Consider the following 13,578-nt stretch of genomic DNA (forward strand, 5'->3'; position numbering starts at 1 on the left):
CAGACATCGGGATCGGCGTATCGCGCGCACATGTTGCCTCCCCGACGCTGCGTGCCGGGGAGGAAAAGGGCGGCCGTCACCGCGGCGGGTGAATCACCGCTGCTTCAGCGCCGCCTGCGCCGCCGCCAGCCGCGCGATCGGCACGCGATAGGGCGAGGCGGAGACATAATCGAGCCCGGTCGCCTCGCAGAACGCGATCGAGGCCGGGTCGCCGCCATGCTCGCCGCAGATGCCCAGCTTGATGCCGGCGCGGGTCGCGCGGCCGCGCTCGGCAGCGAGCGAGATCAGTTCGCCGACACCCTCGACGTCGAGGGTGACGAACGGGTCGCGGGCATAGATGCCCTTTTCGACATAGGTGGTCAGGAAGCGCCCGGCATCGTCGCGGCTGACGCCGAGCGTGGTCTGCGTCAGGTCGTTGGTGCCGAAGCTGAAGAATTCGCCCACCTCGGCGATCTCGCCCGCCTTCAGCGCGGCGCGCGGCAGCTCGATCATCGTGCCGACGAGATACTCGACCGAGGCGCCCTTCTCCGCGAACACCGCCTTGGCGGCCTCGTCGACCACCGCCTTCATCAGCTCCAGCTCGCGCCGGGTCGCGACGAGCGGGATCATGATCTCGGGAATCGGCGCCTCGCCGCTGCTCTCCGCCACGGCCAGCGCCGCCTCGAAGATGGCGCGCGCCTGCATCTCGTAGATCTCGGGATAGGTCACGCCCAGCCGGCAGCCGCGATGCCCGAGCATCGGGTTGAACTCGTGCAGCTCGCCCACGCGCCGCTTGAGCGTCGCGACGTCGACCTCGGCAGACTTCGCCACCTCCTCGAACTCGGCCTCGGCGTGCGGCAGAAATTCGTGCAGCGGCGGATCGAGCAGACGGATCGTCACCGGCAGGCCGGCCATGATCCGGAAGATCTCGGTGAAGTCCGCGCGCTGTTCCGGCAGCAGCTTGGCGAGCGCCGCGCGCCGGCCCTTCTCGTCCTCCGCCAGGATCATCTGGCGCACCGCGGTGATGCGGCCGGCCTCGAAGAACATGTGCTCGGTGCGGCACAGGCCGACGCCCTCGGCGCCGAAATCGCGCGCGACCTGGCAGTCGAGCGGGGTCTCGGCGTTGGCACGCACCTTGAGCCGGCGCACCTCGTCCGCCCAGCCCATCAGGATGCCGAAATCGCCGGCCAGCTCGGGCTGAACGGTCGGCACCTTGCCCGCCATCACCTCGCCGGTGGCGCCGTCGATGGTGAGGATATCGCCGGCGCTGAGCACGCGGCCGCCGATCTTCAGCGTTCCCGCCTTGGCATCGATCAGCAACGTACCCGCGCCCGACACGCACGGGCGGCCCATGCCGCGCGCGACCACCGCGGCGTGGCTGGTCATGCCGCCGCGCGCGGTCAGGATGCCCCGGGCGGCGTGCATGCCATGAATGTCTTCGGGGCTGGTCTCGACGCGGACGAGGATCACCTCGGCCCCCAGCGCGGAGCGGGTCTCGGCGGTGTCGCTGTCGAACACGATCTCGCCCGAGGCGGCGCCCGGCGAAGCCGGCAGCCCCTTGGTCAGCACGTCGCGCGGCGCGGAGGGGTCGAGCGTCGGGTGGAGCAGCTGGTCGAGCGCCATCGGGTCGACGCGCGCGATCGCTTCCTCGCGGGTGATCAGCCCCTCATTCGCCATGTCCACCGCGATCTTGAGCGCGGCCTTGGCGGTGCGCTTGCCCGATCGCGTCTGCAGCATCCACAGCTTGGACTGCTGCACCGTGAACTCGATGTCCTGCATGTCGCGATAATGCGTTTCCAGCAGGTCGAACACGCGGGCGAGCTCGGCATAGACCTCCGGCATCGCCTCTTCCATCGAGAGCGGCCTGGCGTTGGCCGCCTCGCGCGCCGCCCTGGTCAGATATTGCGGGGTGCGGATGCCCGCGACCACGTCCTCGCCCTGCGCGTTGATCAGGAACTCACCATAATAGGCGCGCTCGCCGGTCGCCGGATCGCGGGTGAAGGCGACGCCGGTCGCCGAGGTGTCGCCCATGTTGCCGAACACCATCGCCTGCACGTTGACGGCGGTGCCCCAGCTGGCCGGAATGTCGTTGAGGCGGCGATAGACCTTCGCGCGCTCCGACTGCCACGATCCGAACACCGCGCCGACCGCGCCCCACAGCTGGTCGTGCACATCCTGCGGGAAGGGCTTGCCCCACTGCTCCTCGACCAGCTTCTTGTAGGCGCCGACCAGCGCCTTCCAGTCGTCCGCGCCCATATCGGTATCGAGGACGATGCCGCGATCCTCCTTGGCGACCTCGAGCGCTTCCTCGAACGCGCCATGATCGAGCTCGAGCACGACGTCCGCATACATCTGCACGAAGCGGCGATAGCTGTCCCACGCGAAGCGCGCGTCGCCCGAGGTGGCGGCGAGCCCCTCGACGGTCGCGTCGTTGAGGCCGAGGTTGAGGACGGTATCCATCATGCCGGGCATCGACACGCGCGCGCCGGAGCGGACCGAAACCAGCAGCGGATCGGCGGCATCGCCGAAGCGCTTGGCCGTAACGCCCTCGATATGGGCGATGCCGGCGGCGACCTGCGCGCGCAGCTCGTCAGGGAAGGCCTGGCCATCGGCGTAATAGCGCGTGCACATCTCGGTCGAGATGGTGAACCCCGGCGGCACCGGCAGGCCGATCGAGGCCATGCCGTCAAGGTTCGCACCCTTGCCGCCGAGCAGGTTCTTGTCGCCGTTGCCGCCATCGGAAACGCCGCCGCCGAAGCGGTAGACATACTGAGTCATCGGATCCCTTCCCCGTATTTTGTTGCATCGCAACATATGCAACGGCCCTGCTCATGGCGAGTCTGGTGTGGCCGCTGCAAACCTCAATCATCGCGTGCCGGCGGCGGATCAGCCCTCGATCTTCGAGAAGTCCGCGACGCGCTGCACCGCGGCACGCACGCGCACCAGCATGCCGAGCCGCGCCGCCCGCTTGTCGGTGTCGGCATCGTTGACGGTCACGGCATCGAAAAAGGCGTCGATCGGCGCGCGCAGCATCGCCAGCGCGGCCATCGCCCCTTCGAAATCCTCGGCCGCGACCGCGGCGGCGGCGGCCGGCTCGGCAGCATCGAGCGCCGCGACCAGCGCCGCTTCCGCGGGTTCCTGCGCATAGCCCGGCGTGAACGTCGGCGCCGCGGTGACGCCTTCCTTCTTGAGGATGTTCGCCGCGCGCTTGTAGCCCGCGAGCAGGTTGGCGCCATCGTCGGTCGCGACGAAGGATTGCAGCGCCTTCACCCGCGCCAGCAGGCGGACGAGATCATCCTCCCCGCCCAGCGCGAACACCGCGTCGATCAGGTCGTGGCGAACGCCCGCCTCGCGCTGCTGGACCTTGAGACGGTCGGCGAAGAAGTCGGCCAGTTCGCCGGTCACGTCGCGCGCGGTGCCGATGATCGCCTGGGCCTGCGCCACCACCGCGCGCAGGTTCAGCCGCGTGCCGTTGACGAGGATCGTCTGGATCACCTGGAGCGCCGCACGGCGCAGCGCGAACGGATCCTTGGACCCGGTCGGCCGGATATCGCGCGCGAAGAAGGCGACGAGCGTGTCGATCCGGTCGGCCAGCGCGACGCAGGCGGGTATGCACCCCTCGACCGCGGCGACATATTGCTGCTTCAGCGCTGAAACCGTACCCGGCTTTTCGCCGGCCCGCTCGGCATAATAGCCGCCCATGATGCCCTGCAGTTCGGGGAATTCGCCCACCATCTGCGTCGCGAGATCGGCCTTGGCGATCAGGCCCGCACGGCGCGCGGTCTCGGGGTCGCGCTCGGGGAAATAGGCCTCGGCGATCCAGCCGGCGAGTTCGCCGATCCGCTCCGCCTTGGCGCGCAGCGTGCCCATGCCCTCGTAGAACAGCATCGTCTCGAGCTTGGGCAGCACATCGTCGAGCGGAACCTTCAGATCCTGCTCCCAGAAGAATTTCGCGTCGGACAGCCGCGCCGCGAGCACCTTGCGGTTGCCCTCTACGATCAGCGCGCCGCCATCCGCCGCAGCGATGTTCGCAGTGCAGATGAAGGCCGGCGCCAGCTTGCCCGCGGCATCGTTCAGCGCGAAATATTTCTGGTTGGTGCGCATGGTGAGCTGGATCACCTCGCGCGGCACGTCGAGGAACGCGGGATCGAAGCTGCCGAGCAGCGGCACCGGCCATTCGGTGAGGCCGGCATTCTCGATCACCAGCCCCTCGTCCGGCACCACCGTCAGCCCGGCATTGGCGGCGGCGCGGTCGGCGGCCTCGCGGATGATCGCGCGGCGCTTTTCCTGGTCGACGATCACATGGCAGGCGTTGAGCTTGGCCTCATAATCCTCGGCCGAGCCGATGGTGATGCGGCCCGGATGATGGAAGCGATGGCCGACCGTCTCGGCGCCCGAATGCAGCCCGTCGATCGCGATCGGCACCACATCCTCGCCCAGCAGCGCGACGATGCCCTGCAGCGGGCGCACCCAGCGCAGGCTCTCGGTGGTCGCGGAGGCGGTGCCCCAGCGCATCGACTTGGGCCACGGGAAGGCGCGGACGATCGCCGGCACTGCCTCCGCCAGCACCGCGGCGGTCGGGCGGCCGGGCTTCTCGATCACCGCGAACAACACGCCATCGCGCTCGACCAGCGCCTCGCGGGTGAGGCCGGTCTTGCGCAGGAAACCCTCCAGCGCCTGCGGCGGCGCGGCGGCGCGCGGGCCCTTCAGTTCCTCGCTGACCGCCTCGGTGGCGAGGGGCAGCCCACGCGCGATCAGGGCCAGCCGGCGCGGCGTCGCGAAGGTCTCGATCGCCGCCGCCTTGAGGCCGGCGCGGCCGATCTCGTCGGCGAACAGCTTCGCGAGGTCGGCGCGCGCCTTGTCCTGCATGCGCGCCGGAATCTCCTCCGAGAGGAGTTCGAGAAGGAAATCGCTCATTTACCCTCTCCCCTCTGGGGAGAGGAACGACCCGCGCAGCGGGTCAGGGAGAGGGGGCTGATGCGGTCGCGCATAAACATCACACTGCCCCTCTCCTCGGAAGGGAGAGGGAGATTCATAGTGCTCATGCCGCCCACCCGTTCTTTTCCATCCACGCCTGGCAGCTGCCCTTGGCCAGATCGCGCACGCGGCCGATATAGGCTTGGCGCTCGGCCACGGAGATCACGCCGCGGGCGTTCAGCAGGTTGAAGATGTGGCTCGCCTTGATCGCCTGGTCATAGGCGGGCAGCGGCAGCTTGTTGTCCAGGCACACCTGGCATTCCGCCGCGGCATCCTTGAACCACCGGAACAAGGTCTCGGTGTTGGCGATCTCGAAATTATAGGTCGAGAACTGCTTCTCGTTTTCCAGGAACACGTCGCCATAGGAGACGCCGGCGTCGTTGAAGCGCAGGTCGTAGACCCGGTCGACGCCCTGGATATACATCGCCAGCCGCTCCAGCCCGTAGGTCAGCTCACCCGCGACCGGCTTGCAATCGAACCCGCCGACCTGCTGGAAATAGGTGAACTGGGTCACCTCCATGCCGTCGCACCATACTTCCCAGCCGAGGCCCCAGGCGCCCAGTGTCGGGCTTTCCCAGTCATCCTCCACGAAGCGGATGTCGTGGCGGGTGAAGTCGATGCCGATCGCCTTCAGGCTGCCCAGATACAGTTCCTGGATGTCGCCCGGGCTGGGCTTCAGGATCACCTGATACTGATAATAATGCTGCAGCCGGTTCGGGTTCTCGCCATAGCGCCCATCCGCCGGGCGGCGGCTGGGCTGGACATAGGCGGCGTTCCACGGATTGGGGCCGAGCGCGCGCAAGGTGGTTGCCGGGTGGAAGGTACCGGCGCCCATCTCGACGTCATAGGGCTGGAGGATCACGCAGCCCCGGGCGCTCCAATAGGCATGGAGCGTCAGGATCAGGTCCTGAAAGCTGAGCGACTTGGGGTCAGGCACGGTTTCGCCTTCGCTGTTGCAATATATGAAACGGCCGCCGCTTTGGCCGATGGATATCGGCGGGTCAACCGACCGGCTGCGCGGCGGCGGCGATGATCGGCACGAAATCGGCGGCTTTCAGGCTGGCGCCGCCGACGAGCGCGCCGTCCACATCGGGAATGTGCAGCAGCGTGGCGGCGTTGGAGGGCTTCACCGAGCCGCCATAGAGGATGCGCACGCCCTGCCCCGCTTCCCCGAAGGTCGCGACCAGCCGCGCACGGATGGCGGCGTGCATCTCGCCCACCTCCGCGACGGACGGGGTGCGGCCGGTGCCGACCGCCCAGATCGGCTCATAGGCGACGACCAGCATCGCCGGGTCGACGTCCGCCGGCACCGAGCCTTCCACCTGCGCCTCGACGACGGCGACGGCATCGCCCGCGTCGCGCTGGTCCTCGCTCTCGCCCACGCAGACGATCGCGGTGAGGCCGCCGGCGATCGCGGCGTTCGCCTTGGCGCGGACGTCGGCGTCGCTTTCATGATGATCCGCGCGGCGCTCGCTGTGGCCGACGATCGCGAAGCGCGCGCCCGATTCCTTGAGCATCGTCGCGGAAACGCAGCCGGTATGCGCGCCGGCGACATTGGCGTGGCAATCCTGCCCGCCGATGATGAGGTCGGGGCTGCGCAGCGCCGCCGCGGCGATCAGCGTGAAGGGCGGTGCCACAGCGATGTCGACTTCGGGGTAATCGTCCACCGCCGCGCCGATCGCGTCCAGCTCGGCCAGGGCCGACAGTTCGCCGTTCATTTTCCAGTTTCCGGCGATCAACTTCCTGTTGGCCATGATGTTTTGCCCCTTCCCCGTTTTTCCGTCCGATGGGCGTGCGCGATAGCAACCGGCCGGATCGGCTTGCAACACGCTTGAAGCAAACCGTGCCGCCCCCTAAAGCGAGGGCCGTTTTTTCTTTGCCCGTAGGACTTCGATGCTCAACCTTTTCCGCCGCGCACTCAGCTCGAGGGTCGGCATCGTGATCGCGGGCCTGCTGCTGGCAGTCATCGCCGTGGGCTTCGCGATGACCGACATCGGCAACACGCTGAACGGCAGCGGGCAGCAGCCGGGCAAGGGCGACCGGCTGGCCAAGATCGGCGACGAGGCGCTCTATGCCGGCGACGTCCGCCAGGCGATGGAAGCCGCGCTCGATGCCGAGCGTCGGCGCAATCCCACGCTCGACATGGCCGGCCTGATCGCGGCGGGCGGGTTCGAACAGGTGCTCGACGGCCTGATCGCGGAGCGCGCGGTCGACCTGTTCGGTCGCGAACAGGGCCTGCGCGCGAGCAAGAAGCTGGTCGATGGCGAAATCGCCAGCATCCCCGCCTTCCAAGGCGCCACCGGCAAGTTCGACCAGCAGACCTTTCTCCGCCTGCTGCGCGAGAACAATCTGACCGAGGATCAGTTGCGCGACCAGATCCAGCGCCAGCTCGTCGGTCGCCATCTGATGGTGCCGGTTTCCGCTGCCGCCAAGGCGCCGCGCCAGCTTGCCCTGCCCTATGCCTCGCTGCTGCTTGAACAGCGCGAAGGCACGCTGGCGGCGATTCCCGCGCAGGCGATGGACCGCGGCGCGGATCCGACCGCGGCCGAACTCGACCAGTTCTACAAGCGCAACCTGCGCCGCTTCACCGTGCCGGAACGCCGCGTGATCCGCTTCGCGCCGTTCGGCCCGGCGACGCTGCCCAAGGTCGCGCCGACCGAGGCGGAGGTCGCCAAGGCGTTCGCCGATCGCAAGGCGGAGTTCGCCGCGCGCGAGACCCGCACCTTGACGCAGGTGATCCTGCCGACCCGCGAAGCCGCGCTCGCGCTGGCGCAGAAGGTGCGCGGCGGCGCGGCGATCGCCGACGCCGCGCGGGCGGTGGGCCTCGAAGCTTCCAACACCGGCGCGATCGAAAAGGCGATGTTCGCGGAGGCGAGCGCCCCCGCGGTCGCCAACGCCGCCTTCTCCGCCGCGAGGGAGGCGGTGACCGATCCCGTCCAGTCGCCGCTCGGCTGGCACGTGGTGCGCGTCGATGCGATCACCGCGGTGCCGGCGCGCACGCTCGATCAGGTCCGCCCCGAACTGACGGCGGCGATCGACGCGAGCAAGACGCAGGCCGCCATCGCCGCGCTTCAGACGAAGATCCAGGACGCGATCGACGAGGGCGCGACCTTCGACGAGATCGTCGCCGCCAACAAGCTGGGCGTCACCACCACCCCGGCCGTCACCGCGACCGGCGCCGACCCCGACAAGCCGGACATGGCGCCGCCGCCGCAGATGGCAGAGGTGCTGCGCCCGGCGTTCGACGCCGAGGCCGATGACGATCCCGCGGTGGTGCCGGTGGGCCCGCCCGCCCAGCAGAGCTTCGCGCTGATGGACGTCGTCCGCATCCTGCCGCCGGCGCCGCGCCCGCTGACCGATCCGAGGATGAAGGAAGCGGTCACCGCCGACTTCATCGCCGATCGCCAGTCGAAGGCCGCGCGGGCCGTGGCGCTCGCGGTGATCGCCAAGGTCAGCAAGGGCATGGCGCTGGACCAGGCGCTGCGCGAGGTCGGCCGGCCGCTGCCGCCGACCCAGCCGATCGGTGGCCCGCGCCTCGCGCTGATGCAGGGCAACCGCCAGATCGATCCGACCGAGGAGCTGCTGTTCTCGATGCGCGAGAACAGCGTGAAGCTGCTCGCCATGCCCAACCGCGCCGGCTTCTTCGTGGTGCGCCTGCAGAAGATCATCCCCGGCGACGCCAATGCCCAGCCGCAGCTGGTGACCAACACGCAGCGCAGCTTCGACCAGACGCTGGGCGGCGAATATGCCGAGCAGTTCGCCGTCGCCGCGCGCACCGCGGTGGGCGTGGTCCGCGACGACAAGGCGATCGCCAAGCTCAAGCGCGAGCTGAGCGGCGCCCCCGCCGCCGAATGAGCCAAGGGCAGGGCGTGACGGCCGGCGTTTCCGGGGGCGGAACGGGCGACGCGGCGGCGCTCGCCGCGCTTGCTGCGGGGCGCCCGGCGCTGGTCCATCGCCGACAGATCGCCGACACCGACACGCCCGTCTCCGCGGCGCTCAAGCTGATGGAGCCGGGGCGCGGCGACTTCCTGCTCGAATCGGTCGAGGGCGGCGCCGTCCGTGGCCGCTACAGCCTGCTCGGCATCGCCCCCGACCTGATGTTCCGCGCCGAGGGCGACTCGGCGGCGATCAACCCGCACTGGCTGACCGACCGCAACGCCTTCGCGCCGGTGGACGGCGGCGCGCTCGCCGCGCTGCGCGCGCTGGTCGCGCGCTGCCGGATGGACGTGCCGGAGGATCTGCCCCCAGCCCTCGCCTGCCTGGTTGGCTATTTCGGCTATGAGACGGTCGGCCTCGTCGAACGCCTGCCGCGCGCCGGCGCCAGCCCGATCGGCCTGCCCGACATGCTGTTCGCGCGGCCGACCCTGCTGCTGGTGTTCGACCGGCTGGCCGACGTGCTCCACCTCGTCGCTCCGGTCTGGCCCGAAGGCGCGGGCACGCCCGACCAGAAGATCGCCGCCGCGGTCGACCGGATCGGCGCCGCTGCCGCCCGGCTCGCGGCCCCCCTGCCGGCGCGCGCCGAAGACGCGCCCATCGCCGATCCCACGCTGGCGGTGACGCCGGTGCTGGCGCCCGGCCGCTACGAAGCGATGGTGGCGCGCGCGAAGGACTATATCGCCGCGGGCGACATCTTCCAGGTGGTGCTGGCGCAGCGCTTCACCGCGCCCTTCCCGCTACCGCCCTTCGATCTCTACCGCGCGCTGCGCCGGATCAACCCCAGCCCCTTCCTCTACCATCTCGACCTGCCCGGCTTTGCGCTGACCGGTTCCAGCCCCGAGATCCTCGTGCGCGCCCGCGCCGGCGAGGTGACGATCCGCCCGATCGCCGGCACCCGCCCACGCGGCGCGACCGCCGCCGAGGACGCCCGCCTGCGCGCCGAACTGCTCGCCGACCCCAAGGAACGCGCCGAACATCTGATGCTGCTCGATCTCGGCCGCAACGATGTCGGCCGCGTCGCCACACCCGGCAGCGTGACCGTGACGGACAGCTACACGGTCGAATATTACAGCCATGTGATGCACATCGTCTCGAACGTGGTCGGCCGGCTCGACCCGTCGAAGGATGCGCTCGACGCGCTGTTCGCGGGCTTCCCCGCGGGCACCGTCAGCGGCGCCCCCAAGGTCCGCGCGTGCGAGATCATCGCCGAGCTCGAGCCCGAGGCGCGCGGCGCCTATGCCGGCGGCGTCGGCTATTTCTCGCCGGACGGCTCGATGGATTCGTGCATCGTGCTGCGCACCGCGGTGGTGAAGGATGGGGTGATGCATGTGCAGGCCGGCGCCGGCATCGTCGCCGACAGCGATCCCGCCGCCGAGCAGCGCGAGTGCGAGGCGAAATCCGGCGCCCTGCTCGCGGCGGCGCGCGAGGCGCTCAGGCAGGCGACGGAAGCGGGCTTCGGGCAGTAGCCGCTCTTTTCCGCCCCGACGCTGCGTGTCGGGGAGGACAAAGCAGGCTCACATCATCGGCCCATAGCCCAGATAGGTCACCATGAAGCTGATGATCGTCAGCACCAGCCCCAGCAGGAAGGCGCGATAGGCGAGCCCCAGGAACCGGTACTTCTTGCGCTGGAGCACCTGGCCGTTCTGGTAGATGTCGCGCAGCATCGTCCGGAACAGCGTCTCCTCATCCTCCAGCCGGTCGATCACCGCGTCCGCGAACTCTTGCTCGGACATCGTGGTGAAGGTGCCGAAGAACAGGATGTTGCGATCCTCCGCCGGCGGCGTGCCGGTGGCGGGCAGCACCGCATAGACCGCCAGCATCGCCGAGATGAACGAGAAGAAGGCGAGGACCATCAGCGGCAGCGCGAATCCGCCGGCGCGCACCTGGCCGATCGAAATGGTGAACACGACGAAGGTGCCGCCCATCAGGATCGAGGCCTTCTGGTCCGCCATCTGGCTGAGCGCGACGTTGATCTGCTGGGTCGTCCGGATCAAGTGCACGGCGTGAACAGAGAAATTCCGCTTCCGTTTCGATTCGTCTGCGTCCATGCGCCCCCCGCCCGTGTCGCCGTTTTCCTTAAACATGCCCATTTGCCGCCGCAATCGCTTGGCAAGCGCATCGTCACATCGGTAAGGACCGCGCATGACAGACCGTGCCCAGATTTTCGACATCGTCGCCGAGCAGATCGCGCCCTTCAACAAGAAGGGCATCGCGCTGACCGAGAGCACCACCTTCGCCGGCGACCTGGAATGGGACAGCCTGACGGTGATGGACTTCGTCGCCGCCGTGGAAGACGCGTTCGACATCATCATCACGATGAACATGCAGGCCGAGATCGAGACGGTCGGCCAGCTCGTCGACGCCGTCGCCAAGCTCAAGGGTTGATCGCAGGATGACCGAGGCCGCCCAGACCGCGCATGACGCGCGCACGCCCGAAGAGATCGCCGGCGCGCGCGACCTGTTCTCCAAGTTCGACGGGCTGATCGCCGAGCGACAGGCGCTGCTGGATACCGGCGTGCGCGATCCGTTCGCGATCGTGATGGACGAGGTGAAATCGCCCACCCTCGCCATCATCAAGGGCAAGGAAACCATCCTGCTCGGCACCTACAACTATATGGGCATGACGTTCGATGCGGACGTGGTGCAGGCCGGCAAGGATGCGCTCGATGCGTTCGGCGCCGGCACCACCGGCAGCCGCGTGCTCAACGGCACCTATCAGGGCCACCGGGACGTCGAGGACGCGCTGAAGGACTTCTTCGGCACCGACCATGCGATGGTGTTCTCCACCGGCTATCAGGCCAATCTCGGCATGATCTCCACCCTCGCCGGCAAAGGCGACTATGTGGTGATCGATGCGGACAGCCACGCGTCCATCTATGACGGCTGCTTCCTGGGCGACGCCGAAGTCGTCCGCTTCCGCCACAACAGCGTCGAGGATCTCGACAAGCGCCTCGGCCGGCTGCCGAAGGAGGCGCAAAAGCTGGTCGTGCTGGAAGGCGTCTATTCGATGCTGGGCGACATCGCGCCGCTGCCCGAGATGGTCGCCGCGGTGCGCAAGCATCCCAACTGCATGATCCTGTGCGACGAGGCCCATGGCATGGGCTTCTTCGGCGAGCATGGCCGCGGCGTGTTCGAGGAACAGGGCATGGAGGGCGAGATCGATTTCATCGTCGGCACCTTCTCCAAGTCGGTCGGCACAGTCGGCGGCTTCTGCGTCTCGAACCATCCCAAGTTCAACGTGCTGCGGCTGGTGTGTCGCCCCTATGTGTTCACCGCCTCGCTGCCGCCGAGCGTGGTCGCCACCGCCGCCACCTCGATCCGCAAGCTGATGCATGCACAGGACAAGCGCGCGCACCTGTGGGAAAACAGCCGCAAGCTGCACGGCGGCCTCAAGGCGCTGGGCTTCACCTTGGGCAGCGACACGCCGCAATCCGCGATCATCGCCGTCATCCTCACCGACCAGGCACAGGCGGTGGCAATGTGGCAGGCGCTGCTCGAGCTCGGCCTCTACGTGAACATGGCCCGCCCCCCCGCGACCCCCGCCGGCATGTTCCTGCTGCGCTGCTCGCTGTGTGCGGAACACAGCGCGGCGCAGGTGGACCAGATCCTTGAGATGTTCGAAGCAGCGGGCAAGGCGACTGGCGCGATTGCCTGATTCCCCCTTCGGTCTTCTCCCCTCCCGCTTGCGGGAGGGGTCGGGGGAGGGCCTGTCCGGGATAGGTGCGAGCGTCAAAACACGCCCTCCCCTAGCCCCTCCCGCAAGCGGGAGGGGAATGTTTCACCGCACCGCCCCCGACGTCAGCAGCTTCGGCAACAGCACCACCGCCCCCAGCAGCGGCCAGCGCCGCTGCCACGGCCGGATCTCGATCGCGGTGCCGGCGTGGCGGTTGATCTTCCAGGCGAGATAATCGATGCCGCCGGCGAAGGTCAGGCTCGCCTTGGCGAGGCGCAGCACCGACAGCGTCTTGCCCTGCAGCCGCCGCAGCCGCCAGCGCCGCCGCGCGGCAGCCGCGCTCTCATCCTCGCCCAGCAGCGCCAGCGCCGGCGCGGTGAAGGCGCGGTAGCGCGCCGGATCGGCATCCACCATCGCGCCCGGCCGGGCGTTGCGCTCGGCGCGCAGTTCGGCGCCATAGGTCAAGGTGAAGGCCGCGCGCCACAGCGTCAGCGGGTCGCCACCATCCTCCCCCGCCAGCGGCCGCGCCGCGCCCAGCAATGTCGGCGCCGCGCGCGAGACCGCCATGATCGCCCGCCGCCCGGCTTCGGCATCCGCCGCCCAGACCAGTCGGCTCGGCTGCGCGAAGCGCGCCCAGACCGACACGTTGAGCGTCGCCGGCCCGTTCAGCCGGTCGAAATCCGCCTCGCTCAGCACCGCATATTTGGCGGCGAGCCCGTCATGCGCGAACGGGAAGACGTTGGGCGGCAGCAGCCGGTTCGCCGCCGCGCGCCAGCCGCCGCCATAGGCCGCGCGATAGGAGGAGACGATCACGTAGAAATCGAGCATCTGCCCTTCGAGCTCGGCGCTGCGCAGGCAGGATCCGTAAAACAGCACCGCGCGCGCGGCATCGCCGAAGGTCGCCGCTATCGCCGCCGCCATCGCAGCCGCGCGCGGATCGACCGGCAGCGCGAGTTCGGCCGCCACCAGTGCGTCCAGTGTTGCAGGCGTTTCGGCGACCGTCACGGCCATGG

General features: G+C 69.0%; 10 protein-coding genes. 4 read left to right on the forward strand and 6 right to left on the reverse strand.

What is annotated here, in order from left to right; translation table 11 throughout:
- Nucleotides 1-93: 93 nt before the first annotated feature.
- The 4 genes from ppdK to tpiA form a co-directional block, all read right to left on the reverse strand.
- Entirely contained in the window at nt 94-2,757 is a 2,664-nt protein-coding gene (gene ppdK / locus NX02_RS16995) for a pyruvate, phosphate dikinase (RefSeq protein WP_211258224.1), read from the reverse strand.
- A gap of 108 nt (nt 2,758-2,865) precedes the next feature.
- Complete coding sequence (gene glyS, locus NX02_RS17000) at nt 2,866-4,896, reverse strand: glycine--tRNA ligase subunit beta (protein WP_025293408.1); 2,031 nt, start codon at nt 4,894-4,896, stop codon at nt 2,866-2,868.
- Nucleotides 4,897-5,020: 124 nt separating this feature from the next.
- Nucleotides 5,021-5,893 carry a glycine--tRNA ligase subunit alpha gene (locus NX02_RS17005; protein ID WP_025293409.1) on the reverse strand — a complete coding sequence of 291 codons (873 nt, stop codon included), beginning with the start codon at nt 5,891-5,893 and terminating at the stop codon, nt 5,021-5,023.
- Nucleotides 5,894-5,957: 64 nt separating this feature from the next.
- A complete protein-coding gene (gene tpiA, locus NX02_RS17010; RefSeq protein ID WP_025293410.1) occupies nt 5,958-6,710 on the reverse strand; it encodes a triose-phosphate isomerase in 753 nt (250 codons plus the stop codon).
- Nucleotides 6,711-6,849: 139 nt separating this feature from the next.
- Here tpiA and NX02_RS17015 point away from each other — a divergent pair, with 139 nt between their 5' ends.
- Nucleotides 6,850-8,811 carry a peptidylprolyl isomerase gene (locus NX02_RS17015; protein ID WP_025293411.1) on the forward strand — a complete coding sequence of 654 codons (1,962 nt, stop codon included), beginning with the start codon at nt 6,850-6,852 and terminating at the stop codon, nt 8,809-8,811.
- Nucleotides 8,808-10,358 carry an anthranilate synthase component I gene (gene trpE / locus NX02_RS17020; RefSeq protein ID WP_025293412.1) on the forward strand — a complete coding sequence of 517 codons (1,551 nt, stop codon included), beginning with the start codon at nt 8,808-8,810 and terminating at the stop codon, nt 10,356-10,358. The genes NX02_RS17015 and trpE overlap by 4 nt, the downstream gene beginning before the upstream one ends.
- Nucleotides 10,359-10,406: 48 nt before the next feature.
- On the opposite strand, the gene NX02_RS17025 is transcribed toward trpE, so the two are convergent.
- Complete coding sequence (locus NX02_RS17025) at nt 10,407-10,892, reverse strand: Pycsar system effector family protein (protein ID WP_342671262.1); 486 nt, start codon at nt 10,890-10,892, stop codon at nt 10,407-10,409.
- A gap of 142 nt (nt 10,893-11,034) precedes the next feature.
- Here NX02_RS17025 and NX02_RS17030 point away from each other — a divergent pair, with 142 nt between their 5' ends.
- Both NX02_RS17030 and spt read left to right on the forward strand, forming a co-directional pair.
- Entirely contained in the window at nt 11,035-11,277 is a 243-nt protein-coding gene (locus tag NX02_RS17030) for an acyl carrier protein (RefSeq protein WP_025293414.1), read from the forward strand.
- Nucleotides 11,278-11,284: 7 nt separating this feature from the next.
- Complete coding sequence (gene spt / locus NX02_RS17035) at nt 11,285-12,547, forward strand: serine palmitoyltransferase (RefSeq protein WP_047099807.1); 1,263 nt, start codon at nt 11,285-11,287, stop codon at nt 12,545-12,547.
- A 123-nt stretch (nt 12,548-12,670) separates the two neighbouring features.
- Here the strand turns inward: spt and NX02_RS17040 are convergent, their stop codons facing one another.
- Entirely contained in the window at nt 12,671-13,576 is a 906-nt protein-coding gene (locus NX02_RS17040; RefSeq protein ID WP_025293416.1) for a hypothetical protein, read from the reverse strand.
- Nucleotides 13,577-13,578 lie beyond the last annotated feature (2 nt).

The organism is Sphingomonas sanxanigenens DSM 19645 = NX02 (genome assembly GCF_000512205.2).
In the GTDB taxonomy this organism is placed as follows: Bacteria; Pseudomonadota; Alphaproteobacteria; order Sphingomonadales; family Sphingomonadaceae; genus Sphingomonas_D; species Sphingomonas_D sanxanigenens.

Coding starts and splice junctions, on each gene's coding strand:
- ppdK (WP_211258224.1), bottom strand. CDS start 2,757: ATGACTCAGTATGTCTACCGCTTCGGCGGCGGCGTTTCCGATGGCGGC.
- glyS (WP_025293408.1), bottom strand. CDS start 4,896: ATGAGCGATTTCCTTCTCGAACTCCTCTCGGAGGAGATTCCGGCGCGC.
- tpiA (WP_025293410.1), bottom strand. CDS start 6,710: ATGGCCAACAGGAAGTTGATCGCCGGAAACTGGAAAATGAACGGCGAA.
- NX02_RS17015 (WP_025293411.1), top strand. CDS start 6,850: ATGCTCAACCTTTTCCGCCGCGCACTCAGCTCGAGGGTCGGCATCGTG.
- trpE (WP_025293412.1), top strand. CDS start 8,808: ATGAGCCAAGGGCAGGGCGTGACGGCCGGCGTTTCCGGGGGCGGAACG.
- NX02_RS17030 (WP_025293414.1), top strand. CDS start 11,035: ATGACAGACCGTGCCCAGATTTTCGACATCGTCGCCGAGCAGATCGCG.
- spt (WP_047099807.1), top strand. CDS start 11,285: ATGACCGAGGCCGCCCAGACCGCGCATGACGCGCGCACGCCCGAAGAG.
- NX02_RS17040 (WP_025293416.1), bottom strand. CDS start 13,576: ATGGCCGTGACGGTCGCCGAAACGCCTGCAACACTGGACGCACTGGTG.